The sequence below is a fragment of the Pseudomonas sp. FG-3G genome (assembly GCF_901007645.1).
In the GTDB taxonomy this organism is placed as follows: Bacteria; Pseudomonadota; Gammaproteobacteria; order Pseudomonadales; family Pseudomonadaceae; genus Aquipseudomonas; species Aquipseudomonas rhizophila.
Window position 1 is genome coordinate 163,404 of sequence record NZ_CAAKGZ010000034.1, and the last position, 23,797, is coordinate 187,200.

Below are 23,797 nucleotides of genomic sequence, written 5' to 3' on the forward strand. Positions count from 1 at the left end.
ACGCCATGTACAGAGAATGACAACTACAGGGGAAAGCGGTGTTCAGCCTGTGCTGCGCTGTCGGATAAGCTGTGTGTGGAATGGCTACTTATCCACAGGGAGGTTATCCACCGACTTCAACCCCCACTTGTGCAACGACCTCACGGGCGGTTATCCACAGAGCTTATCCACCGACCGCCTGTCGTCTTGCTCGTTGTTAAGGCATTGATAAATCATGGTGGATGAGCAACCTGCATGTGGATAAGTGGGCGTCCGCTCGCTACAATGGCCGCTTGTTTTTGCCTCACCGGCTTTCAACTTAGGGGATATCCGTGTCAGTGGAACTTTGGCAGCAGTGCGTGGAGCTTTTGCGCGATGAGCTGCCTGCCCAACAATTCAACACTTGGATCCGTCCGCTACAGGTCGAAGCCGAAGGCGACGAGTTGCGCGTCTATGCACCGAACCGTTTCGTTCTTGACTGGGTCAACGAAAAGTACCTGGGACGGGTCATGGAACTGCTCGATGAGCATGGCAATGGCATGGCGCCTGCGCTGTCCTTATTAATAGGCAGCAAACGCAGCTCTGCGCCGCGCGCCGCCCCCAACGCCCCGTTGGCCGCTGCGGCCTCCCAGGCCCAGGCTGTCGCGGCGCCGGTTAACCATGCCGCACCGGCCCCCACGCCGGCACCGAGCAAGCGTAATGCACAAAAAGTGGCCGAGGTCAGCGAAGAGCCCTCGCGGGACAGCTTCGACCCAATGGCCGGCGCCAGCTCCCAACAAGCTCCGGTACGCGCCGAACAGCGCACCGTCCAGGTCGAAGGCGCGCTCAAGCACACCAGTTACCTGAACCGCACCTTTACCTTTGAGAACTTCGTTGAGGGCAAGTCCAACCAACTGGCGCGAGCGGCAGCCTGGCAGGTCGCGGACAACCCAAAGCATGGCTACAACCCACTCTTCCTTTATGGTGGCGTAGGCTTGGGTAAAACCCACTTGATGCACGCGGTGGGTAACCACCTATTAAAGAAGAACCCGAATGCCAAGGTCGTGTACCTGCATTCCGAGCGTTTCGTGGCCGACATGGTCAAGGCGCTGCAGCTGAACGCGATCAACGAGTTCAAGCGCTTCTACCGTTCGGTGGACGCCTTGCTGATCGACGATATTCAGTTCTTCGCCCGCAAGGAGCGTTCCCAGGAAGAGTTTTTCCACACCTTCAACGCATTGCTTGAAGGCGGGCAGCAGGTCATTCTTACCAGTGACCGCTACCCGAAAGAAATCGAAGGTCTGGAAGAACGTCTCAAGTCGCGTTTTGGCTGGGGCCTGACGGTTGCCGTCGAGCCGCCGGAGCTGGAAACCCGGGTGGCGATCCTGATGAAGAAGGCTGATCAGGCCAAGGTCGAACTGCCTCACGATGCCGCATTCTTCATTGCCCAGCGTATCCGCTCGAACGTACGTGAGCTCGAAGGCGCCCTCAAGCGGGTCATCGCTCATTCGCACTTCATGGGCCGCGACATCACCATCGAGTTGATTCGCGAGTCCTTGAAGGATTTGTTAGCGCTCCAGGACAAGTTGGTTTCTGTGGATAACATTCAGCGCACTGTCGCTGAATACTACAAAATCAAGATATCCGACCTGCTGTCCAAACGCCGATCGCGTTCGGTGGCTCGCCCGCGTCAGGTGGCGATGGCCTTGTCCAAGGAGCTGACCAACCACAGTCTGCCGGAAATTGGCGATGTGTTTGGCGGACGCGACCACACCACGGTGTTGCACGCCTGTCGTAAGATCAACGAACTTAAGGAATCCGACGCGGACATCCGCGAGGACTACAAGAACCTGCTGCGAACACTGACCACTTGATGACCACCAGCGCAGCTTATTAAGGCAAGGGACTAGACCATGCATTTCACCATTCAACGCGAAGCCCTGTTGAAACCCCTGCAACTGGTCGCAGGCGTCGTCGAACGCCGCCAGACCTTGCCGGTACTTTCCAACGTGCTGCTGGTTGTCGAAGGCCAGCAATTGTCGCTGACCGGTACCGACCTGGAAGTCGAGCTGGTCGGTCGTGTACAGCTTGAAGAACCGGCCGATCCAGGTTCCATCACCGTGCCGGCGCGCAAGCTGATGGACATCTGCAAAAGCCTGCCCAACGATGCGCTGATCGACATCAAGGTCGATGAGCAGAAGCTCGTGGTCAAGGCCGGTCGCAGCCGTTTCACCTTGTCGACGCTGCCGGCCAACGACTTCCCGACTGTGGAAGAAGGCCCAGGCTCGCTGACCTGCAGCCTCGAGCAAAGCAAATTGCGCCGTTTGATCGAACGCACCAGCTTCGCCATGGCGCAGCAGGACGTGCGTTACTACCTCAACGGCATGCTCCTGGAAGTGTCCGCCGGTATCATCCGCGCCGTCGCCACCGACGGTCACCGTCTGGCCATGTGCTCGATGCAGGCCGATATCGGTCAGCCAGACCGCCACCAAGTCATCGTTCCGCGCAAAGGTATCCTGGAGCTCGCGCGCCTGCTGACCGAGCCGGACGGCAATGTCAGTATCGTGTTGGGCCAGCACCATATCCGCGCCACCACGGGTGAGTTCACCTTCACCTCGAAGCTGGTCGATGGCAAGTTCCCCGACTACGAGCGCGTGCTGCCAAAAGGTGGCGACAAGCTGGTCCTGGGTGACCGCCAAGCCTTGCGCGAGGCGTTCAGTCGTACCGCGATCCTGTCCAACGAGAAGTACCGCGGCATTCGTCTGCAATTGGCCAACGGTCAGCTGAAAATCCAGGCGAACAACCCGGAGCAGGAAGAGGCGGAAGAAGAAGTGGGCGTTGAATACAACGGCGGCTCTCTGGAAATCGGCTTCAACGTCAGCTACCTGCTCGACGTACTGGGCGTGATGACCACTGAGCAAGTGCGTCTGATCCTGTCGGACTCCAACAGCAGTGCGCTGGTGCAGGAATCCGATAACGACGACTCGGCCTACGTTGTCATGCCGATGCGTCTGTAATCAGCTAGATGTCCTTAAGTCGCGTCTCGGTCACCGCGGTGCGCAATCTGCACCCGGTGACCTTCTCCCCTTCCCCCCGCATCAATATCCTTTACGGCGCTAACGGCAGCGGCAAAACCAGTGTTCTGGAAGCTGTTCACCTGCTGGGGCTTGCTCGTTCGTTTCGTAGCACCCGTCTGTTACCGGTCATCCAATACGATCAGTTGGCCTGCACCGTGTTCGGACAGGTGGAGTTGGCGCAAGGCGGTCACAGTGCCTTGGGGATATCACGGGACCGGCAAGGCGAATTCCAGATCCGCATCGATGGGCAGAATGCCCGCAGCGCCGCGCAACTGGCGGAGATCCTGCCGTTGCAGTTGATCAACCCGGACAGTTTCCGTTTGCTGGAAGGCGCGCCGAAGATTCGTCGACAGTTTCTCGACTGGGGCGTGTTCCACGTGGAACCGCGGTTCATGGCCACTTGGCAGCGCTTGCAGAAGGCGCTGCGCCAGCGAAATTCCTGGCTGCGGCATGGTACACTTGACGCCGTTTCGCAAGCGGTTTGGGACAGGGAACTGTGCCAGGCCAGCGCTGAAATAGATGAATACCGCCGCGCTTACATCAAAGCCTTGAAACCGGTCTTCGAGCAGACCTTGAGCGAACTGGTTGAGCTTGAGGGCCTGACGCTCAGCTATTACCGAGGCTGGGACAAGGACCGGGAACTGAGCACCGTACTGGCTGGCTCGCTGCAGCGGGACCAGCAGATGGGCCATACCCAGGCTGGACCGCAACGCGCTGACTTGCGCCTTAGATTGGGCGCACATAATGCCGCGGACATCTTGTCCCGGGGGCAGCAGAAGTTGGTGGTGTGTGCCTTGCGTATTGCCCAGGGCCATTTGGTCAGCCAGGCTCGACGCGGTCAGTGTATTTATCTGGTGGATGACTTGCCGTCCGAATTGGACGAAGCCCACCGCCGCGCACTCTGCCGCTTGCTGGAAGACTTACGCTGCCAGGTTTTTATCACCTGTGTAGATCACGAATTATTGAGGGAAGGCTGGCAGACGGAAACGCCAGTCGCTCTGTTCCACGTGGAACAGGGCCGTATCACCCAGACCCACGACCATCGGGAGTGAAGGCATTGAGCGAAGAAAATACGTACGACTCAACGAGCATTAAAGTGCTGAAAGGCCTGGATGCCGTACGCAAACGTCCCGGTATGTACATTGGTGACACCGACGATGGCAGCGGTCTGCACCACATGGTGTTCGAGGTGGTCGACAACTCCATCGACGAAGCCCTCGCCGGTCATTGCGATGACATCAGCATCATCATCCACCCGGATGAGTCCATCACTGTTCGTGACAACGGTCGTGGCATCCCGGTAGACGTACACAAGGAAGAAGGCGTTTCTGCAGCCGAGGTCATCATGACCGTGCTGCACGCCGGCGGTAAGTTCGATGACAACTCCTACAAGGTTTCCGGCGGTCTGCACGGCGTAGGTGTATCGGTCGTGAACGCACTGTCCGAAGAGCTTGTTCTTACCGTTCGCCGCAGTGGCAAGATCTGGGAACAAACCTACGTCCACGGTGTGCCTCAGGCGCCGATGGCGATCGTAGGCGACAGCGAAACCACCGGCACCCAGATTCACTTCAAGGCTTCCAGCGAAACCTTCAAGAACATCCACTTCAGCTGGGACATCCTGGCCAAGCGGATTCGTGAACTGTCCTTCCTCAACTCCGGTGTCGGTATCGTCCTCAAGGACGAGCGCAGCGGCAAGGAAGAGCTGTTCAAGTACGAAGGGGGCCTGCGTGCATTCGTTGAATACCTGAACACCAACAAGACTGCGGTCAACCAGGTGTTCCACTTCAACGTCCAGCGCGAAGATGGCATCGGCGTGGAAATCGCCCTGCAGTGGAACGACAGCTTCAACGAGAACCTGTTGTGCTTCACCAACAACATTCCACAGCGCGATGGCGGTACTCACCTGGTGGGTTTCCGTTCGGCGCTGACCCGTAACCTGAACAACTACATCGAACAGGAAGGTCTGGCGAAGAAACATAAAGTCGCCACCACCGGTGACGATGCCCGTGAAGGCCTGACGGCGATCATTTCGGTGAAAGTGCCGGATCCGAAGTTCAGTTCCCAGACCAAGGACAAGCTGGTTTCTTCCGAAGTGAAGACTGCGGTCGAACAGGAAATGGGCAAATACTTCTCCGACTTCCTGCTGGAAAACCCCAACGAAGCCAAGCTGGTGGTCGGCAAGATGATCGACGCCGCCCGTGCCCGTGAAGCAGCGCGCAAGGCCCGTGAGATGACCCGCCGCAAAGGCGCGCTGGATATCGCAGGCTTGCCGGGCAAACTGGCCGACTGCCAGGAAAAAGACCCTGCCTTGTCCGAACTGTACCTCGTGGAAGGTGACTCTGCTGGCGGTTCCGCCAAGCAGGGCCGCAACCGCCGCACCCAGGCCATCCTGCCGCTCAAGGGCAAGATCCTGAACGTCGAGAAGGCGCGCTTCGACAAGATGATCTCCTCCCAGGAAGTCGGCACGCTCATCACTGCGCTGGGCTGTGGCATCGGCCGCGATGAGTACAACATCGACAAGCTGCGTTATCACAACATCATCATCATGACCGACGCCGACGTCGACGGTTCGCACATCCGCACCCTGTTGCTGACGTTCTTCTTCCGTCAGTTGCCGGAGCTGATCGAGCGCGGCTACATCTATATCGCCCAGCCTCCGCTGTACAAGGTCAAGAAAGGCAAGCAAGAGCAATACATCAAAGACGACGACGCCATGGAAGAGTACATGACGCAGTCGGCCCTGGAAGATGCGAGTCTGCACCTGAACGAAGAGGCCCCAGGCATTTCCGGCGAAGCCCTTGAGCGCCTGGTCAACGACTTCCGCCTGGTGATGAAGACTCTCAAGCGCCTGTCGCGCCTGTACCCACAGGAGCTGACCGAGCACTTCATCTACCTGCCGGCTGTCAGCATGGAACAGCTGTCCGATCACGCTGCGATGCAGGATTGGCTGGCCCAGTACGAAGTTCGTCTGCGCACCGTAGAGAAGTCTGGCCTGGTGTACAAAGCCAGCCTGCGTGAAGACCGTGAGCGTAACGTCTGGCTGCCAGAGGTCGAACTGATCTCCCACGGCCTGTCCAACTACGTCACCTTCAACCGCGACTTCTTCGGCAGCAACGACTACAAGACAGTCGTCTCCCTGGGTGCGCAACTGAGCACCCTGCTGGACGAAGGCGCGTACATCCAGCGTGGTGAGCGCAAGAAAGCCGTTACCGAGTTCAAGGAAGCCCTTGAGTGGCTGATGGCCGAAAGCACCAAGCGCCACACCATCCAGCGCTATAAAGGTCTGGGTGAAATGAACCCGGACCAGCTATGGGAAACCACCATGGACCCAGGCTCGCGCCGGATGCTGAAAGTCACCATCGAAGACGCCATTGGCGCGGACCAGATCTTCAACACCCTGATGGGTGATGCGGTCGAGCCTCGTCGTGACTTCATCGAGAGCAATGCGTTGGCGGTGTCTAACCTGGATTTCTGATCCACAGCCACCCTGCCCCAACGAAAAAGGCCAACGCATATGCGTTGGCCTTTTTTTTCGCCCGTTGGCCCTAACCCTAACTCGCCACCGAAGCCTCACTTCCCGCCGCCACACTCTCCAACCGATACCCATACCCATAAATCGTCAGCAACTGCCAACCCCGATCTGCCGTCAGCCCGAGTTTGTTGCGCAGACGGTAGATGTGGGTGTCGAGCGGGCGCGACGAGGTCATTTCCTCGTGGGTCCAGAAGCGTTCATAGAAATACTCCCGGGACAGTGGACGGCCCAGGTTGGCGAACAGGCAGCGGGCCAGCCGGTATTCCCGTTCAGTCAGGCTGATGGGCATGCCGGCGCGGGTGACGGTCAGTTCGGCGTCGTCGAATTCCAGGTCGTTGAATACCAGCACGTCGCTGGCTGGAGCACGTTGAAGGTTATGGCGTCGCAACACGGCTGTGACCCGGGCCTTGAGTTCGTTAGGCCTGAAGGGCTTGCTCACGTAGTCGTCGGCTCCGGCATTGAGGGCCTGGACCACATCGTGCTCGCCGTCGCGGCTGGTGAGCATGATGGCGGCCGGGGGCGAGTCCATGTGCTCCCGCGTCCAGCGCAGCAGCGACAACCCGCTGATGTCGGGCAATTGCCAGTCGAGGATCAACAGGTCGAAGGTTTCCCGGCGCAGCTGCCGCAACAGGTCTTCGCCGCGCTCAAAACTGTGCAAGGTCCAGGCTTGCTCGCCCCTGCCGGGGATTTGTTGCAGTGTCTGTTCCACCCGGCGCAGCTCGGCCGGTTCGTCATCCAGTATGGCGACACGCATGGGATGCGATTCCTTGATCTCGAGAGTAACGGACATCATCAGGGTGGCCTGCAATCTGAACAAATATTCCACTTGCCCGATGTAACCTCGGCGGGCCGATAAGTTGTCGGGTTGCAGGTCCCCTGTCGCTGGCAGTGACAATACCGGCTCATGACGCGCAGGGAAAGGTAGCAGCGCGCCACCTATCGAGTCCGCTATAGTCTTTGGTCTTCAGCCTGCTGGTGCGACACGCGACCCCCCATGAAAAAAATCCCCCGTTCCTATGTTCTGTCAGGGTGCTTATGAGCAACCAGCGTCGTCGTGAAAGCCGTGAACCGACCCAAGTCCAACGCATGTTTCGCCAATTGGTACGGGAATGGTTGTGGATAAGTCTTCTTCTATTACCGCTCACCGCGTTGTTGTCGTTCAGTACCCAGCCAACACGCCACGGGCCAGAAGCGGCGTTGTTGTCGGTGTTTGTGGTCGCTGTTGTGCTGGGGTTGCTATTGCTGCGCCCTCGCCTGGCGCTGTGGACGACAGTGGGTGGCATGAGCATGGCCCTGCTGATCAGTGTCGTACTCGCGGCTGAAGGTTGGTGGTGGTCGCCCATGGCGAGCGTGCTGGGCATCGTGTTTGGTTATCTGATCTGGAATTGGCGGCGGCTGAGCGTGGTGCTGGCCTACTTTGGCTGGGAACTGGCGCGCCTGGATGCGGAGCCCAAGGTGTTCCCCGAACGGCGTCGTGCGCCCTACACGGGCAGCGACCGCTTGCAGGGCCAGATCATGGCCCTGGAGCAAGCCATGGGGAGAACCCGGGACACCCGTCGCTTTATTGCCGATGGCCTCGAATACCTGCCGGTGGCAACAATGATCAGCGATCCTCAGGGCAAGATATTGCTGGGTAACCGCAAAGCGCGTGATCTCTTCGGCCGTGGCTTGGCGGGGGGCGATGTATTGGAGCATCTCGCGCAGCTGGGTTACCCAGGACTGGAACGCGGGGTGCCTCACCGGTTATCCACATTACCTCTGGTGGAGTTTCGCGACAGCCGGGAGCGCAGCCTGCGTCTGGAACGAGCCCCGCTATTGCCGGTTGATGGAGAGGCGCCGATAGGCTGGTTACTGAGCCTCATCGACCTGAGCGCGGAGCGCGAAGCCGAAGAGCAGCGCAGCGTCATGCTGCGTTTTTTGTCCCATGATTTGCGCGCGCCCCACTCGGCGATCCTGGCCCTGCTGGATGTGCAGCGGCATCAGGCCGGGGCGAATAATCCGCTCTTCGATCAGATCGAGCGGCAGGTGCGTCGCGCCTTGGAATTGACCGACGGCTTTGTGCAACTGGCCAAGGCCGAGTCTGAGGCGTATCAATTCCAACCGACGCTGTTCGCCATGTTGGTCCTGGATGTACTTGACCAGGCGCTGCCCATCGCCCAGGCAAAACGCATCCAGTTGATTCATGAAATAGAGGATGAAGAGGCGATGGTGAGCGCGGATCAATCATTGCTGACCCGTGCCCTGTTCAATCTGCTGGAAAATGCCATCAAGTACAGCCCGCCCGACGCCTGCATTTCCCTGCAGGTTCATTGCACGCCGGGTTGGTTGACCTGCAACGTCGCCGACCAGGGCAAGGGCATCAGCGCCGAAGAACTACCGGACCTGTTCAGCCAGTATCGACGGTTTTCCTCGGCTCACGGTGTGGATGGCATTGGCTTGGGACTGTCGATGGTCAAGGCCGTGGTGGACCATCACGAGGGGAAAATCGAATGCCATAGCGTGGTAGGCAAAGGCACGACGTTCAGCCTGCGATTCCCGTTGTTGGCGGAGTAAAGATCGTCCGAACGGGGCCCGAGCCTTCGGACGATCTTTTGGTGCTATAAAAAACTTATGCACCTGTCGGCGGCTTTTATGTGTTTATGAAATATGTATTAAAAACAAAGACATAAAACAGAAAAGTAACGAATTTCGAAAAAACGGTGCACAGGTTATCCACAGATATCAAACAGCGGCTTGTTCCGTGGGCACTTCCGCGACAGGACCGGGTGGAAGCGAACCCATCTCCCGTTGGGTCTGTTCGTTCCAGGTTTGTACGCGTTCATTGAGCTCGGCAATGGCGCGGGGCCCACTACCTTCGGCGTACATGGGTTTGCCGATCACCACGGTGATGACGCCCGGTGTCCGGAGCCAGCCACCTTTGGGCCAGAACTTGCCGGCATTGTGTGCAATCGGCAGCACCGGGAGGTCAGCGTTTACCGCCAATGCGCTGCCACTGCGGGAGAATTTGCCGATCGTCCCGTAGGGAACACGGGTACCCTCTGGAAAGATCAAAACCCAAACGTTGTCCTTGAGCAGCTCATCACCTTTTTTCGCCACTTGCTTGAGAGCAACCTTGGGGTTGTCCCGGTCAATGGCGATGGGGCGCAGCATTGCCATGGCCCAGCCGAAGAAAGGTACGAACAGCAGCTCACGTTTGAGCACTTGGCTCAGGGGCTCGAAGTAAGCCGAAAGGAAGAAAGTCTCCCAGGTGCTCTGGTGGTTGGACTGGATCACGCACGGCCGCTCAGGCACGTTTTCGGCGCCTTTTACTTCATACCGTATTCCCAGAAAAACCTTGCTCAGCCACAGCGCGCAACGGCACCAGTACACATTGATAAAACGGTAGCGCGTCCTGAACGACATGAAAGGCGCTACAAAAAAACTCAACGTGCACCACAACAACGAACTGGTGCCCAGCAGCAGGTAAAAGAGAAAGGTTCTGATGGCCTGCAATATCGACATAGCGGCATTTACCGTTGCGGGCAGTGCCCGACTGTTTAAGCGCTTCCCGAACAGTCCTTGATCAGGATGTCTTGGGAGCTCTAATTGTGGATAAGTTCAGCGGCAATCGCCGCCAAGTCTTCAAAAATCAGGGTGCCCACCGGCAGGGTCTTGCCCAGAGTCTTCTCGCCTTTGCCGGTCTTTACCAAAACGGGCTGACAATCGACGGCCTTGGCCGCCTCCAGGTCACCCAGGCTATCGCCGACGAACCACACTCCCGCCAGCGTTACATCGTAGTGAGCGGCAATGGTTTTCAACATGCCCGGCTTGGGCTTGCGGCAATCACAACCTTCGTCCGGCCCGTGCGGGCAGTAGACGATCAGCCCGACTTCACCGCCCTGCTCGGCCACCAATGCGCGCAAGCGCTCATGCATGGCCTCAAGGACCGCGAGGTCGTAGTAACCGCGGGCAATGCCCGACTGGTTGGTGGCAACCGCCACCGTCCAGCCGGCCTTGCTCAACTGCGCGATGGCTTCGATCGAACCGGGGAGCGGCAACCACTCCTCCACCGATTTGATATAAGCGTCGGAGTCGTGGTTGATCACTCCGTCCCGATCGAGAATCAGCAGTTTCAACAGCAGCCCCTCAACCCAGCATGGAAATGTCGGCAATATTGAGGAACAGGCCCCGCAGGCGCGCCAGCAGTGCATAGCGATTCTTGCGAACATCTTCGTTGTCCGCATTCACCATCACGGCTTCAAAGAACGCATCGACAGGATCGCGCAGTGCTGCCAGGCGTGCCAGCGCTTCGGCATACTCGCGCTTTTCCATCAGCGGTTGCACGGACGTAGACGCCTGCTGGATAGCCGAGTTGAGAGAGAACTCCACGGCGTTATCAAAGTACCGCGCCTCAGGTACGGCGAAAATTGTAGGCTCGGCCTTGCTCAGCAGATTCGACACCCGCTTGTTCACCGCCGCCAGCGCTGCTGCTTCCGGCAGTTGGCGGAAAGCCTGCACCGCTTGGACGCGCTGGTCGAAGTCCAGGGCCGAACCGGGCTTCAGGGCCCGCACCGACAGGTAGGTGGCGACATCGACGCCTTCGTCTTCATAACGCGCACGCAGGCGGTCGAAGATGAATTCCAGCACCGCGTCGGCCAGACCGGCAGACTTGACCTTGCTGCCGAACGCATTGACGGCGAACGCCACGGCGTCGTTCAGGTCCAGGTCCAGTTGCTTGTCGATCAGGATCCGCAGCACACCCAGTGCCGCGCGACGCAGGGCGTACGGGTCTTTGCTGCCGGTAGGCAACATGCCGATGCCGAAAATACCGACGAGGGTGTCGAGCTTGTCGGCGATGGCCACGGCCGCACCGGTCAGGGTGGTCGGCAGTTCAGCGCCGGCACCGCGGGGCATGTACTGCTCGTTCAGCGCCAGGGCCACGTCTTGCGGCTCGCCGTCGTTGAGGGCGTAGTAGTAACCGGCAACGCCTTGCATCTCCGGGAACTCACCGACCATTTCGGTGGACAGGTCGCACTTGGACAGGATGCCGGCACGGGCCGCGCGCTGGGCGTCGCCGCCAATGCGTGGAGCGATGAAAGCAGCCAGTTTCGAAACGCGCTCGGCCTTGTCATAGACGCTGCCGAGTTTTTCCTGGAACACCACGTTCTGCAGGCGTTCGTTGAAGCTTTCCAGCGGTTGCTTCTTGTCCTGCTTGAAGAAGAACTCGGCGTCGGTCAGGCGCGGGCGAACGACTTTCTCGTTACCGGCGATGATCTGCTGCGGGTCCTTGCTTTCGATGTTGGCGACGGTGATGAAGCGCGGCAGCAACTTGCCTTCAGCGTCCAGCAGGCAGAAATACTTCTGGTTGTCCTGCATGGTGGTGATCAGCGCTTCCTGCGGCACTTCAAGGAAACGTTCCTCGAACGAGCACACCAGCGGCACTGGCCATTCCACCAGCGCGGTCACTTCGTCCAGCAGACTTGGCGGCACGATGGCGGTGCCTTCCTGCTGGGTGGCCAACTCTTCGGTGCGCTTGCTGATCAGTTCGCGACGCTCGTTGGCGTCAGCCAATACGTAGGCGGCACGCAGGTCGGCCAGGTAATTGGCCGGCGAGGTGATGCGCACGCTCTGCGGATGATGGAAGCGGTGACCGCGGGAATCGCGACCGGCCTTCTGGGCCAGGATCGTGCAGTCGATGACTTGGTCACCCAGCAGCATCACCAGCCATTGGGTCGGACGCACAAACTCTTCCTTGCGCGCGGCCCAGCGCATGCGCTTGGGAATCGGCAGGTCGTTCAGGGAATCTTCGACGATGGTCGGCAACAGGCTGGCGGTCGGCTTGCCCTTGATGCTCTGGCTGTAACGCAGCTTCGGACCGCTCTGGTCGATTTCGCTCAGGTCCACGCCACATTTCTTGGCGAAACCGAGGGCGGCTTGGGTTGGGTTGCCGTCGGCATCGAACGCGGCCTGGCGTGGCGGGCCGTCGAGGTTGATGCTGCGGTCCGGCTGCTGGGTCGCCAGGGCGGTGATTAGCACGGCCAAACGACGCGGCGCGGCGTAGACATGCTTGGCTTCGAAGTTCAGGCCAGCGGCTTGCAGGCCCTTTTCGATACCGGCCAGGAACGCATCGGCCAGGGTGTTCAGGGCTTTGGGTGGCAGTTCTTCGGTGCCCAGTTCAACCAGAAAATCTTGAGCACTCATTGTGCAGCCTCCAGCTTAGCCAACACTTCATCACGCAAATCCGGGGTCGCCATCGGGAAGCCCAGCTTGGCACGGGCCAGCAGGTAGGCTTGCGCAACGGAACGCGCCAGGGTGCGTACACGCAGGATGTATTGCTGGCGCGCAGTCACGGAAATCGCCCGGCGTGCGTCCAGCAGGTTGAAGGTGTGGGACGCCTTCAACACCATTTCGTAGCTCGGCAACGGCAGCGGCTGGTCCAGCTCGATCAGGCGCTTGGCTTCGCTTTCATAGAAATCGAACAGCTCGAACAGTTTGTCGACGTTGGCGTGTTCGAAGTTGTAGGTCGATTGCTCCACTTCGTTCTGGTGGAACACGTCGCCGTAGGTCACTTTGCCGAACGGGCCGTCGGCCCATACCAGGTCGTAGACCGAGTCCACGCCTTGCAGGTACATGGCCAGGCGTTCCAGGCCATAGGTGATTTCGCCGGTCACCGGGTAGCACTCGATGCCACCCGCTTGCTGGAAGTAAGTGAACTGGGTCACTTCCATGCCGTTGAGCCAGACTTCCCAGCCCAGGCCCCAGGCGCCCAGGGTTGGCGATTCCCAGTTGTCTTCAACGAAACGAATGTCGTGCACCAGCGGGTCGAGGCCGACGTGCTTGAGCGAGCCCAAGTACAGCTCCTGGAAGTTTTCCGGGTTCGGTTTCAGGACCACCTGGAACTGGTAGTAGTGCTGCAGACGGTTCGGGTTTTCGCCGTAGCGGCCGTCAGTCGGGCGGCGGCTGGGCTGCACATAAGCGGCGTTCCAGGTTTCCGGGCCGATGGCACGCAGAAACGTGGCAGTGTGGAAAGTGCCGGCGCCTACTTCCATATCGTAGGGCTGAAGTACCACGCAACCTTGCTCGGCCCAGTATTGCTGGAGGGCGAGGATCAAGTCTTGGAAGGTACGCACGGCTGGCGTAGGCTGGCTCACGAAATTCACCTGTTTCTTGGGCTGCGATTTAAAGAGCGGGAGTATACCCGATTCGTTCGTGCGCACGCCCCCTGGAGCCTTATGCCACGCTGCTTTTGGTGTTCTGACGATCCTTTGTACATGGCTTATCACGATCAGGAGTGGGGCACGCCGCTGCGCGATGCGCAGGGTTTGTTCGAGTTGCTTTTGCTCGAAGGGTTCCAGGCCGGGTTGTCCTGGATCACCGTTTTGCGCAAACGCGAGCGCTACCGGCAAGTGCTGTTCGGCTTTGACGTGCAGCGCGTGGCGCAGATGAGCGATGCAGAAATCGATGAGCTGATGCTCGACCCCGGCATCATCCGCAACCGCCTCAAGCTCAATGCGGCCCGGCGCAATGCCCAAGCCTGGCTGGCCCTGGAGGATCCGGTGGCGTTCCTCTGGTCGTTCGTGGACGGCAAGCCGGTCATCAACCACTTCAAGGACCGCTCCGAAGTGCCGGCCATCACGCCCCAGGCCGTGCAGATGAGCAAGGGCCTGAAAAAAGCCGGCTTCACCTTTGTCGGGCCGACCATTTGTTACGCCTTGATGCAGGCCTCGGGAATGGTCATGGACCACACCCAGGACTGCGACCGCTACGCGGAGCTGGCAAACGGCGGTTAGAATAGCCGGCTCGCAAAACGCCCATGAATTCAGGAGTGACCTGTGGATAAGTTGAAAGGCGCCTTGCTGGTCGGCGCTCTGCGGTTGTTTGCGATGCTGCCTTGGCGCGCGGTGCAGGCGTCGGGTTCGGCCATCGGCTGGCTCATGTGGAAGCTGCCCAATCGTTCCCGCGACGTGGTGCGGATCAACCTCGCCAAGTGTTTCCCCGAGATGGACCCGGCCGAGCGCGAACGCCTGGTGGGCCAAAGCCTCAAGGACATCGGCAAATCCCTGACCGAAAGCGCCTGCGCCTGGATCTGGCCGGCCCAGCGTTCCATCGACCTGGTGCGGGAAGTCGAAGGCCTGGACGTATTAAAAGAAGCGCTCGCTTCCGGCAAAGGCGTGGTGGGCATCACCAGCCACCTGGGCAACTGGGAAGTGCTCAACCACTTCTATTGCAGCCAGTGCAAACCGATCATTTTCTACCGCCCGCCCAAGCTCAAAGCGGTGGATGAATTGCTGCGCAAACAGCGCGTGCAACTGGGCAACAAAGTCGCGGCGTCCACCAAAGAAGGCATCCTCAGCGTCATTAAAGAGGTCCGAAAGGGCGGCCAAGTGGGCATTCCCGCCGACCCGGAACCGGCCGAGTCTGCCGGCATCTTCGTACCCTTCTTCGCCACTCAGGCCCTGACCAGCAAGTTCGTACCGAACATGCTCGCCGGCGGCAAGGCCGTCGGCGTATTCCTCCACGCCCTGCGCCTGCCGGACGGCTCCGGCTACAAAGTCATCCTCGAAGCCGCCCCAGACGCCATGTACAGCACCGACACCGAAACCGCCTGCGCCGCCATGAGCCAGGTTGTGGAGCGTTATGTACGGGCCTACCCGAGCCAGTACATGTGGAGCATGAAACGCTTCAAAAAACGCCCGCCAGGCGAGGCGCGGTGGTACTGAAGGCCTGTTGCTGCATATGAGTGACACAGGGATTTGTGGTGAATGCAGGATATGCGAACACCCAAGAACCCATGTGGGAGCCGATCTTGCTCGCGATGGCGGCGGCCCATTCAACATCAGTGCAAGCTGACCCACCGCTATCGCGAGCAAGCTCAGCTCCCACGGGGATTTGTGATGGATGCGATATCTGTGAACAACCCGGAAAAACTGTGGGAGCGAGCCTGACAGACAACACATATCCAACCGAACGGCTCACCCTGTGGCGAGGGAGCTTGCTCCCGCTGGGTTGCGCAGCAGCCCCAACCAAGCTGACACATTCTTTCAGGCACAGAGGTCGATTTTTCCAAGCACGGTGCGGGCTGAATGTCCTAAGCTCGCCTATCCCCAATCAGCCAAGGACGCGTCAATGGGCATTCGAGGTAATGACCGCCAGATCGATAACATCGAGCTCAATGTCAGCGACATCGCCCGAAGCAAAGCCTTCTATGCGAGCGCATTCGGCTGGAGTTTCGTCGACTACGGCCCGACCTACACCGAATTCAGCGACGGTCGTCTGACCGGTGGCTTCACGACCGGTGAACCTGTGCGCCCGGGCGGTCCGTTGATCATCCTGTACGCGGATGACCTCGAAGGCACCCAACTCAGACTCCAAGCCGCAGGGGCGATCATCAGCCGTGAGGTGTTCTCTTTCCCCGGTGGCCGACGTTTCCACTTTATCGATCCGGATGGCTATGAGCTGGCGGTGTGGTCGGCTTCCTGATGGCTGATTGATCAAGAGGAGGCGCAAAGCCTCAATCGTGTCCATGATTAAGAACCTGCGATATCGGTGACGTTTGAATGGCAAAGCCATCTCTAAATCCGTCGGACTACCCTCCATTCAGAAATATCGCACTTCCTCTGGTTCATTAATCAAGGAGTCCCCTCATGAAAATCGACTTCACCGGACGCCACGTCTTAGTCACCGGCTCCTCCAGCGGCATTGGTTTCGCCACAGCCAAAGGCTTCCTCGAGTCCGGCGCCCACGTGGTCATCAATGGTCGCAGCGAGAGCAGCGTGGAGGACGCGTTGCAGCGGTTGGGCGACCTTGCTTCAAATGCCGCTGGCTTTGTGGGTGACCTTAGTCATGAGGCTGGCTGCCAGGCACTGATCGCCAAGCACCCAAGCTTCGATATCGTCATCAACAACCTGGGCATTTTCAAACAGGAAGACTTTTTCGAAACGCCGGACAGCGAATGGCAGCGCTTTTTCGAAACCAACGTGATGTCGGGCGTGCGGGTTTCCAGGGCCTACGCGCCGGGCATGGTCGAGCGCGGTTGGGGGCGGATTGTGTTTGTCTCGTCGGAATCGGGTCTGAACATCCCCGCCGACATGATCCACTACGGCTTTACCAAAACCGCCCAACTGTCCATTGCTCGCGGCCTGGCCAAGCGCCTCGCCGGCACCGGCGTTACGGTGAATTCGGTACTGCCTGGGCCGACGCTTTCCGAAGGAGTTGCCCAGATGCTCCAGGCAGACGTTGAGCGTAGCGGGGAAAGCCTGGAAAAGGTCGCGGCGGATTTCGTCAACCAGCACCGCAGCACCTCGATCATCCAGCGTGCGGCGCGCGTCGAGGAAGTCGCCAACATGATCATCTATGCCAGCTCGGAACAGGCCTCGGCCACCACCGGTGCGGCGTTGCGTGTGGATGGTGGTGTGGTGGATAGCATCGTTTAGGGCTCTATGACACGTTGCAAAAAAACGCCGCTTCCTCATGAGAGATAAGCGGCGTTTTTTCTTTTGGAAGCAACATGGGTTGATTTGACCCGTTTTCGGAGCGTTGAAGGGTTTGTTCAGCCTACCCGGTTTTCGATCAAGCGATCCGAGCCGCCTTCGGCTAAACGTTTTTCAATCAGTCGATCCGAACCACCTTCAGCGACACGTTTATCGATCAGCCGATCTGAACCACCTTCAGCGACACGTTTATCGATCAGCCGATCCGAACCGCCTTCGGCGACACGTTTTTCGATCAGTCGATCTGAACCACCTTCAGCGACACGTTTATCGATCAGCCGATCCGAACCACCTTCGGCGACACGTTTATCGATCAGCCGATCCGAACCGCCTTCGGCGACACGTTTTTCGATCAGCCGGTCCGAGCCGCCTTCGGCGACACGTTTATCGATCAGTCGATCCGAACCACCTTCGGCGACACGTTTTTCGATCAGCCGATCCGAACCACCTTCAGCGACACGTTTATCGATCAGCCGGTCCGAGCCGCCTTCGGCGACACGTTTATCGATCAGTCGATCCGAGCCACCCTCAGCGACCGTAGGTTGAACAAAAGAAGTTGCGAATGCATTGCCGAGCGCCAGTGCGAGAAGCGAGCCAACGAGCGTTTTGCTGAAAGTGTTCATGTCCTGATCCTTTTTATTCGTAGAGGAAGTGAGTTAGACGGTGACGTGCAAACGGACGTCGACGTTGCCGCGTGTCGCGTTGGAGTACGGGCAGACCTGGTGAGCCGCGTCGACCAGCGCTTGAGCATCGGCTTGATCCAGACCCGGCAGATTGATGTGCAGGTCAATGTCCAGACCGAAACCGCCAGGGATCTGGCCGATGCCGACGTGTGCCGTGATCGAGGCGTCAGCAGGGATGCTGCGTTTGCTTTGGCTGGCGACAAACTTCAATGCGCCGATAAAGCAGGCCGAGTAACCGGCGGCGAACAACTGCTCAGGGTTGGTGGCTTCACCACCGGCGCCGCCCAGGGCTTTTGGTGTGGCCAGTTTCACGTCGAGAATCTTGTCGGTGGAAACAGCACGGCCATCACGGCCACCGGTGGAGGTTGCGACTGCGGTATAGAGAACGTTCATGGTGTTTCCTCGCTTGCTGATTGGTTTGACCGATTTGGTTTGCGCTAAATGTTTGTGCGCTAACCAGTTGAGATAAAGTTAACGGACAAATAGTTTGCGCGCAAGATAAATTTTTGAAAATTTGCCGAATTTGAATTAACCAGTTGATCCGAAAGGAAATTTATTTTTAAGCGCCGCCGTGTCGACAGAGCGTGTGGGCGAAGTGATTCAAGGGGAAGGAGGTGCTAGGGAGTATCAGCAGGGCCAGCGCAATTGCAGGCCTTCGAAGAGAGGGGCTTCACCAGCAGAATGGTGGGTTTCTCGATCATTCCCACGCTCCTGCGTGGCAATGTCGTCAGGGACGCTTCTGATCAAACCCTTTCCGACGGCGTTGCAGATGCTCCAAGTAGACGTCGAGCGCAGCGAGGAAAGCCCTGGAAAGGGTGGCGGTAGATTTCGTCAACCAGCGTCGCACCTCGATCATCCAGCGCGAGACGCGCGTCGAGGAAGTCGCCAGGTCGGAGCAGACCTCGGCGACCACGCCGGAGGCCGCTCACTTGTGTGCTTGCCCCGAGTTATTCCGTCTTCCCGCCATTGCTCATCAATGCTCGTGTTTAGTCGCCCGTGGTTATCTGGAGAGGCTGTCATCTGAGCAAATTGCTTTCAGAGCGAGGAAGGTGGTTGGAGTGGGACCAATCTGAGTCGGCATGCTGACGAGCGTAAGAGTGTCCGAATTACCTTCCAGGCGGTACGGCTTTCCGTTACACAGCTTTTTGGCTTTCTGATTTATATCTTCCAACATGCCTTCCCTTGAATTGAAGACACTCCCACTGTTGGTAAGCATATATTCGCCTGGACCCACCTTGTCAACGGAGGTGAAGGTACACCCTGCTAGGGAGGAAAAGATAAATCCGATTAATGCTGTTTTTTTCAACTGTTCAATCTCCGGTGCAAGTTTATACCGCCGAAACGGCCTTCTTCTAAGCAACAGCAACCTGATTACGCCCCAACGCCTTTGCTCGATACAGAGCTTTGTCCGCATCGTTCATCAGGCTGTGAAGGTCCTTATTACAAGCCTCCGTCGACGCGACGCCGAGGCTGGCTGATATGCAGTGAACAGGCTCGATCATCAAACCCGCAATCGTATCGATGAGCTGTTCTGCAATCTGGGTAGCGACTTCGATGGAAGTGTCCGGAAGCAGGATGGCGAACTCTTCCCCGCCTAGCCGGCCATGAATATCCGTTCCCCGAAACGACGAACTGATGACCGCCCCCATCTGGCGCAGAACCTGATCCCCCACCTGATGGCCGTAGGTGTCGTTGATGTGCTTGAAGTGATCCATGTCCAGCATGACGGCGCACAACCCTACTCGCTTGGCCTTGCATTCGTCGTAGAGCTGTTGGGCATGCTCGAAAAAAGCCCGACGGCTCTTCAGGCCGGTCAGTTCATCGGTTTGGGCTGCGCGAGTTGAAATGCTGTTGGCCTGTTCCATTTCGCGGGTGAGTCGAAAAGCGGTTTCCAGTGCCTGGGACATTTTGTGTGTAGCACGGGCGGCAAATGCTGCGAACACCAAAATCGAGAGTGCGATGCCCACTTGAATGGGCGACGGTTGAAACAGCAGCCAGGCGGTGCACGGCAACAGCACCAGGCCAATGGAGACGAGAGTCATATCACGGTAGGCGGAGTAGCAGGACACCGCGCTGACGGACATGCCGACAGTAAAAAGCATGACCAATGCCTGGGACAACAGATCGTCCGCCGGCATGACCGCTAATGCGCCTCCTCCCCAGATGCTGGCGGACAATACCAGTGTGATCCAGTATTTGCGCTCCCAGCGTTGGGGGGTGCGCTCGCTTTCGTCGCTGCGAACATAGGCAACGAACAACGAAATGCGCAACAGCGTCGAGCCAGTCAAGATGGCCAACCACCAAAAGATGACGCTGTGTTCAAAGCGATCCCAGCACAGCCAACACAGCATGATGGCAGCGAGGTAGCTCCCGAACACCGCAGAAACCGATTGGCGAAACAGTTGCTGCAGTCGGTCAGTTCGCACCTGCTCGGCTATGAAGAAAGCCTGGTCATTCCGAGATCCTGGGCAATCCATGTGATCCACCTGATCGTGACGCAACTGAAAGAGAGCGATTGTGGCACCCTGCCAGTAAGGCGAACAACTGAATTACACCCACCGCCCCGATATCCCGATTAAACCGAGCCCCGTGGCGAGAGAGCTTGTTCCCGCTGGGCTGCGAAGCAGCGCCAACCATTCCTACAGACAAATCGCATCGTCTGCTTTACCGGATCAGGCAGGCAGCAATCCCGCCTCCTGATAGCTCGATATCAAATCATCGAACAGGCTCACATCCGCCCGAGTTCGCGCGATTAACTGAGCACCCGCCACAGCGGTGTAAATAGCGAGGGCTCGGCGTTCACATTCTTGCGTGCTGCCAGTTCCGGCATCTGCCAATACCTGGGCAAGCCACGTTACGTTACCGTCCACAAAGGTCCTGATCTCTCGCGACACCTCATCGGGAAGGTCTTCGTATTCGGCTGCCATGAAGCTGGACAGACAAAGCTTGTTGCCGTCCTGAAGCGACGTTCGAAAAATGGCGGCGTACAGCTGCACGCACTCCTTAGGATCAGTATTGGCGGCCCGGATCCCTTCAAGCACCCGCCGCGTGTCCTGCCAGTAGCGTTCAGCAACCGCCGCGGCCAGGCCGGCCTTGCTCGGGAAGTGGTAATAAATGCTGGCGTTCTTGATGCCCACCTCTTCGGCAATGTTACGGAAATTTATCCCATTGTAACCGTGCAGTTGTGCAGCGGATTTCGCTGCCGCCAAGATGGCTTCTCGAGCATTTTCGTTCACGTTGTGGCCTCGTTTCGAAATTCGATTCACTCATGTCGTCGCGATTCTACGCCCGGATTTGCTTACCTGCCAATTGTCAGGTAGGGGGTTGACAGCGCCCGATCTCCAGCCCAATCTTTTACCTACCAATTGACAGGCAGGTAACCGAATCATGACTTCTTCACAACAGAGCGCTGATGTTTACACCGTTCCTACGATGAAAATTTACGATTGGTTCAACGGCCCTTACCCCGCCCGAGTGCGCATAGCGCTGGCGGAGAAGGGATTGCTCTCGAAAATCGAATTCGTGTCGGTGAATCTCTGGAGCGGCGAACATAAGCAACCCGAGTTCCTGGCCCTCAATTACTCCGGGACACTGCCCGTGCTGGAGCTGAGCGATGGGACGCTGATTGCCGAGTGCACGGCGATTACCCAATACCTGGATAGCCTGGTCGGCGAACCGACGCTGACGGGCGAAACACCTGTTGAAAAAGGCCTCATCCACATGATGACCAAGCGCGCCGAGATCGAGTTTCTCGATGCGGTCAGCATGTACTTCCACCATGCAACGCCGGGCCTGGGCCCAAAGGTCGAGCTGTACCAGAATGCAGAATGGGGCGGCCGAATGGGCGACAAGGCGATCAGAGGCATGCGCTATTTCGACAACCTGCTCAAAGACCGGCCTTTTGTAGCGGGTGACAAGTTCTCGATGGCCGATATTGCGGTGCTGGGCGGCATGATCTTCGCCTCGCTGGTGCAGCTCTCCGTTCCTGAAGAATGTGTCGCATTGCGCGCATGGCATGCCAGGATGCAGGAACGTCCCAGCGTGCAGACATGGCGTGCCATGGTCGAGCGTGGCGTTGAGCCGCGATAGTGGGTAAACCCGCCAAAGAAAAACCCGACGCTTTAGGTCGGGTTTTCCTGGGTATTCCGACCTGCAAGTGAGTCACGGGTGCAAAAGGGATGGAGCGTAATCTTGAAAGAGCACGAGCAAGCCCGACGTGCTCATTGTTTACGGGTTACTCGACTCGCGACAGCTTAGCGTCGTCGCAACCGGCAGCACGGCACTCGCGCTCGACAGCCTTGAGTATGACGATACGCGCCTCTGTCTTCTCATTGGCACAGTCCAGGTAGAGCAGGCCATCGTTGGAACAGGCGTTGTCACGGATTTTGATCCACTGGATTTGAGCGGCTTTCACTTTTTTCTTTTGCTCCGGGTTCAGAGCACTCATCGTCTTCTTGTATTGCTCGTTGATTTCCTGATCCGACTGAACCATTTTCAGCGACGCGCAATATGTCCTGTCATAGGCGTTTCTAGGGTTATCGCAACTCATCGCAGATGCCGATGCTGATGCCATTGCCAGCAATGTCCCAACCAACAAAGACTTGATCACTCACTTCACTCCTTGAATGCCCTCTATTCATTAGAGGTCGCGGCGGGGAATTTATCATGAGGGTTGTAGAACAATGAAGCAGATCCTAGGGTTCATTCGGTCTGAACAATGGGCAAATGCTGATAGGGGTTGGGGAGCAAGTGATTTCTGAAAAAGGCTGCGTAGCTCCCGCTAACCTGCGTACAGCTGCCACCCCTTGTTTAGTAGCTAGAGGGTTACGGCTTCACTTACAGGACTTAGTACATGTTCAAACCTACACCGAATCCGCCTGAAACAGACCATACCGCCTCGCGCAGCAAATCCAAGGGCAAAAAACACGACGAAGCCGCCAAACGCACCTTGGATTACTACCTGCTACCCAAACCGGAAAAGTCCGAAGATGCGTCCCAACCGGACCAACTCTTCACCGTCGCAAAAAACGCCGCCAACGAATCCCTCCTCGCCAACCTCAGCGAAACCCTGGCGGCAGCCTGGCCTTTGACCTGGAAGGACCGCGCCGTCATATCCTTCTCGGCATCCAGCAATTGATCGAATTGAGTTCATTGCTGACGAATCGGGTGTTGGATAACGTCGATACGCGATAGCAGGTAAATATCCTCCCGAAAAGCAAACCCGACATCTTGTGTCGGGTTTGCTTTACTAACGCCCTATGGGCCTTACATGAGGGACATTAGTCGCCTGCGAGGGCACCAGTTGCATCGGGCATAGTCTCTCCGGCCTGCTCGGCGGGTACCTCAGCGGTCTTCTGATGTTCCAGGCCGCTGCTTGGCATTGTGACTTTGGCGATACGATCAGAAAAGTATTTGTCGAATGGTTCCAGCTCCGGATATTCATCAGGGGCAACCAACAAGGCCGTCAGGCGCCCGATAAGGCCGCAGATCCAGTCGGCGCACTGGATGGTTTGGAACAGATGGCTTTCGGCCTGAATTGGCGGCTCAATGAGTGCCCTGCATTTTTGCGAGGCATCCTCGAACATGGCCAGCGTGCAGACCTCCACGTTGGTTTCCCGCCATTCGTTACCGCAGCGTTGTTCATCGAGCATCAACATGAAGGTTGAGCCGCTCTGTACGCAGAATCGGTCTATTTTGCGCACGGCCTGCAGAAGCTGCCGTTTGAACGTCTCGGTGGAGTCATGGGCACCAGGATCAGTGGTCTTGTGCTCTCCTGTGTAGAACACGTGACCGCCGATTTTCTCAATGTGGCTCAGGAGACGGAACGTGGAGCGCCGGAGTTGCTCATATTTGGTGACGTTGCGGAGGGCGTATAGCTGAGAGCCCTTCTTTTCCCACTGATAGGCGGGCAGATTCTTGGGGTTATCGTTGGCAAGGTCGAACGCAAGGAGGTGGCATTTTAGCTTGTAGAAATAGATTGCGAACTCGCGGATTTCGGTAGCTGGAAGGATCAGCCCAGCAAACCCGAAAGCGGGATGCGTTTTGTACCTTGGATGGTGGCGTGAGACGTACTGGCCG

At 58.0% G+C, this 23,797-nt stretch carries 21 protein-coding genes and 1 pseudogene; 11 read left to right on the forward strand and 11 right to left on the reverse strand.

The genetic code is table 11. The annotated features are described in order from the left end of the window. Positions 1–311: 311 nt before the first annotated feature. From dnaA to gyrB, 4 genes are read left to right on the forward strand one after another with little or no spacing between them, the layout of a single operon-like run. Positions 312–1,832, forward strand: coding sequence for a chromosomal replication initiator protein DnaA (gene dnaA / locus PSEUDOMOFG3G_RS22780; RefSeq protein WP_047230104.1), 1,521 nt, complete (start codon positions 312–314; stop codon positions 1,830–1,832). 39 nt (positions 1,833–1,871) lie between these two features. Next, entirely contained in the window at positions 1,872–2,975 is a 1,104-nt protein-coding gene (gene dnaN, locus PSEUDOMOFG3G_RS22785; RefSeq protein ID WP_007903001.1) for a DNA polymerase III subunit beta, read from the forward strand. Between the two features lie 8 nt (positions 2,976–2,983). Next, on the forward strand, positions 2,984–4,087 hold the full coding sequence (recF, locus tag PSEUDOMOFG3G_RS22790; RefSeq protein ID WP_047230105.1) for a DNA replication/repair protein RecF: 1,104 nt from the start codon (positions 2,984–2,986) through the stop codon (positions 4,085–4,087). 5 nt (positions 4,088–4,092) lie between these two features. Then, complete coding sequence (gyrB, locus tag PSEUDOMOFG3G_RS22795; protein ID WP_047230120.1) at positions 4,093–6,510, forward strand: DNA topoisomerase (ATP-hydrolyzing) subunit B; 2,418 nt, start codon at positions 4,093–4,095, stop codon at positions 6,508–6,510. Positions 6,511–6,586: 76 nt separating this feature from the next. Here gyrB and PSEUDOMOFG3G_RS22800 read toward each other — a convergent pair whose 3' ends face one another. After that, a complete protein-coding gene (locus PSEUDOMOFG3G_RS22800; protein WP_047230121.1) occupies positions 6,587–7,321 on the reverse strand; it encodes a response regulator transcription factor in 735 nt (244 codons plus the stop codon). A gap of 281 nt (positions 7,322–7,602) precedes the next feature. On the opposite strand from PSEUDOMOFG3G_RS22800, the gene PSEUDOMOFG3G_RS22805 reads away from it, so the two are divergent. Next, a complete protein-coding gene (locus PSEUDOMOFG3G_RS22805; protein ID WP_139048701.1) occupies positions 7,603–9,120 on the forward strand; it encodes a HAMP domain-containing sensor histidine kinase in 1,518 nt (505 codons plus the stop codon). A gap of 168 nt (positions 9,121–9,288) precedes the next feature. Here the strand turns inward: PSEUDOMOFG3G_RS22805 and PSEUDOMOFG3G_RS22810 are convergent, their stop codons facing one another. The 4 genes from PSEUDOMOFG3G_RS22810 to glyQ form a co-directional block, all read right to left on the reverse strand. Beyond that, entirely contained in the window at positions 9,289–10,068 is a 780-nt protein-coding gene (locus PSEUDOMOFG3G_RS22810; RefSeq protein ID WP_139048702.1) for a 1-acyl-sn-glycerol-3-phosphate acyltransferase, read from the reverse strand. Positions 10,069–10,148: 80 nt separating this feature from the next. Further along, positions 10,149–10,688, reverse strand: a complete 540-nt coding sequence (gmhB, locus tag PSEUDOMOFG3G_RS22815) for a D-glycero-beta-D-manno-heptose 1,7-bisphosphate 7-phosphatase (RefSeq protein WP_171061292.1) — start codon at positions 10,686–10,688, stop codon at positions 10,149–10,151. A gap of 4 nt (positions 10,689–10,692) precedes the next feature. Next, a complete protein-coding gene (gene glyS / locus PSEUDOMOFG3G_RS22820; RefSeq protein ID WP_139048703.1) occupies positions 10,693–12,747 on the reverse strand; it encodes a glycine--tRNA ligase subunit beta in 2,055 nt (684 codons plus the stop codon). Beyond that, positions 12,744–13,697: a glycine--tRNA ligase subunit alpha gene (gene glyQ, locus PSEUDOMOFG3G_RS22825; protein ID WP_022641565.1), complete on the reverse strand. Its 954-nt coding sequence runs from the start codon at positions 13,695–13,697 to the stop codon at positions 12,744–12,746. The genes glyS and glyQ overlap by 4 nt, the downstream gene beginning before the upstream one ends. An 81-nt stretch (positions 13,698–13,778) precedes the next feature. On the opposite strand from glyQ, the gene tag reads away from it, so the two are divergent. The 4 genes from tag to PSEUDOMOFG3G_RS22845 all read left to right on the forward strand — a co-directional run bounded on the left by tag (position 13,779) and on the right by PSEUDOMOFG3G_RS22845 (position 16,979). Beyond that, the gene (gene tag / locus PSEUDOMOFG3G_RS22830) at positions 13,779–14,336 is read left to right on the forward strand and encodes a DNA-3-methyladenine glycosylase I (RefSeq protein ID WP_076383159.1); all 558 of its coding nucleotides are present in this window, start codon (positions 13,779–13,781) and stop codon (positions 14,334–14,336) included. Positions 14,337–14,378: 42 nt separating this feature from the next. Then, positions 14,379–15,266, forward strand: a complete 888-nt coding sequence (locus PSEUDOMOFG3G_RS22835; RefSeq protein ID WP_047230111.1) for a lysophospholipid acyltransferase — start codon at positions 14,379–14,381, stop codon at positions 15,264–15,266. Between the two features lie 406 nt (positions 15,267–15,672). Further along, positions 15,673–16,026 (forward strand): VOC family protein, encoded by a 354-nt coding sequence (locus PSEUDOMOFG3G_RS22840; protein WP_139048704.1) that lies wholly within the window; start codon positions 15,673–15,675, stop codon positions 16,024–16,026. A gap of 164 nt (positions 16,027–16,190) precedes the next feature. Beyond that, complete coding sequence (locus PSEUDOMOFG3G_RS22845) at positions 16,191–16,979, forward strand: SDR family NAD(P)-dependent oxidoreductase (RefSeq protein WP_076383157.1); 789 nt, start codon at positions 16,191–16,193, stop codon at positions 16,977–16,979. A 116-nt stretch (positions 16,980–17,095) separates the two neighbouring features. Here the strand turns inward: PSEUDOMOFG3G_RS22845 and PSEUDOMOFG3G_RS22850 are convergent, their stop codons facing one another. The 4 genes from PSEUDOMOFG3G_RS22850 to PSEUDOMOFG3G_RS22865 form a co-directional block, all read right to left on the reverse strand. Further along, on the reverse strand, positions 17,096–17,659 hold the full coding sequence (locus PSEUDOMOFG3G_RS22850; RefSeq protein WP_139048705.1) for a phage infection protein: 564 nt from the start codon (positions 17,657–17,659) through the stop codon (positions 17,096–17,098). 33 nt (positions 17,660–17,692) lie between these two features. Continuing rightward, the gene (locus PSEUDOMOFG3G_RS22855; protein ID WP_139048706.1) at positions 17,693–18,112 is read right to left on the reverse strand and encodes an organic hydroperoxide resistance protein; all 420 of its coding nucleotides are present in this window, start codon (positions 18,110–18,112) and stop codon (positions 17,693–17,695) included. 959 nt (positions 18,113–19,071) lie between these two features. After that, on the reverse strand, positions 19,072–20,196 hold the full coding sequence (locus PSEUDOMOFG3G_RS22860) for a diguanylate cyclase (protein WP_139048708.1): 1,125 nt from the start codon (positions 20,194–20,196) through the stop codon (positions 19,072–19,074). Between the two features lie 195 nt (positions 20,197–20,391). Further along, the gene (locus PSEUDOMOFG3G_RS22865) at positions 20,392–20,955 is read right to left on the reverse strand and encodes a TetR/AcrR family transcriptional regulator (RefSeq protein ID WP_139048709.1); all 564 of its coding nucleotides are present in this window, start codon (positions 20,953–20,955) and stop codon (positions 20,392–20,394) included. Positions 20,956–21,106: 151 nt separating this feature from the next. On the opposite strand from PSEUDOMOFG3G_RS22865, the gene PSEUDOMOFG3G_RS22870 reads away from it, so the two are divergent. Continuing rightward, positions 21,107–21,808 carry a glutathione S-transferase gene (locus PSEUDOMOFG3G_RS22870; protein WP_076383155.1) on the forward strand — a complete coding sequence of 234 codons (702 nt, stop codon included), beginning with the start codon at positions 21,107–21,109 and terminating at the stop codon, positions 21,806–21,808. Between the two features lie 145 nt (positions 21,809–21,953). Here the strand turns inward: PSEUDOMOFG3G_RS22870 and PSEUDOMOFG3G_RS22875 are convergent, their stop codons facing one another. Then, positions 21,954–22,328, reverse strand: a complete 375-nt coding sequence (locus tag PSEUDOMOFG3G_RS22875; protein ID WP_139048710.1) for a lysozyme inhibitor LprI family protein — start codon at positions 22,326–22,328, stop codon at positions 21,954–21,956. Between the two features lie 243 nt (positions 22,329–22,571). On the opposite strand from PSEUDOMOFG3G_RS22875, the pseudogene PSEUDOMOFG3G_RS22880 reads away from it, so the two are divergent. Then, positions 22,572–22,912: pseudogene (locus tag PSEUDOMOFG3G_RS22880) on the forward strand (DUF6124 family protein). Between the two features lie 86 nt (positions 22,913–22,998). On the opposite strand, the gene PSEUDOMOFG3G_RS22885 reads toward PSEUDOMOFG3G_RS22880, so the two are convergent. Next, a partial coding sequence (locus PSEUDOMOFG3G_RS22885) for a DUF3800 domain-containing protein (RefSeq protein ID WP_139048711.1) occupies positions 22,999–23,797 on the reverse strand: 799 nt, incomplete at its 5' end.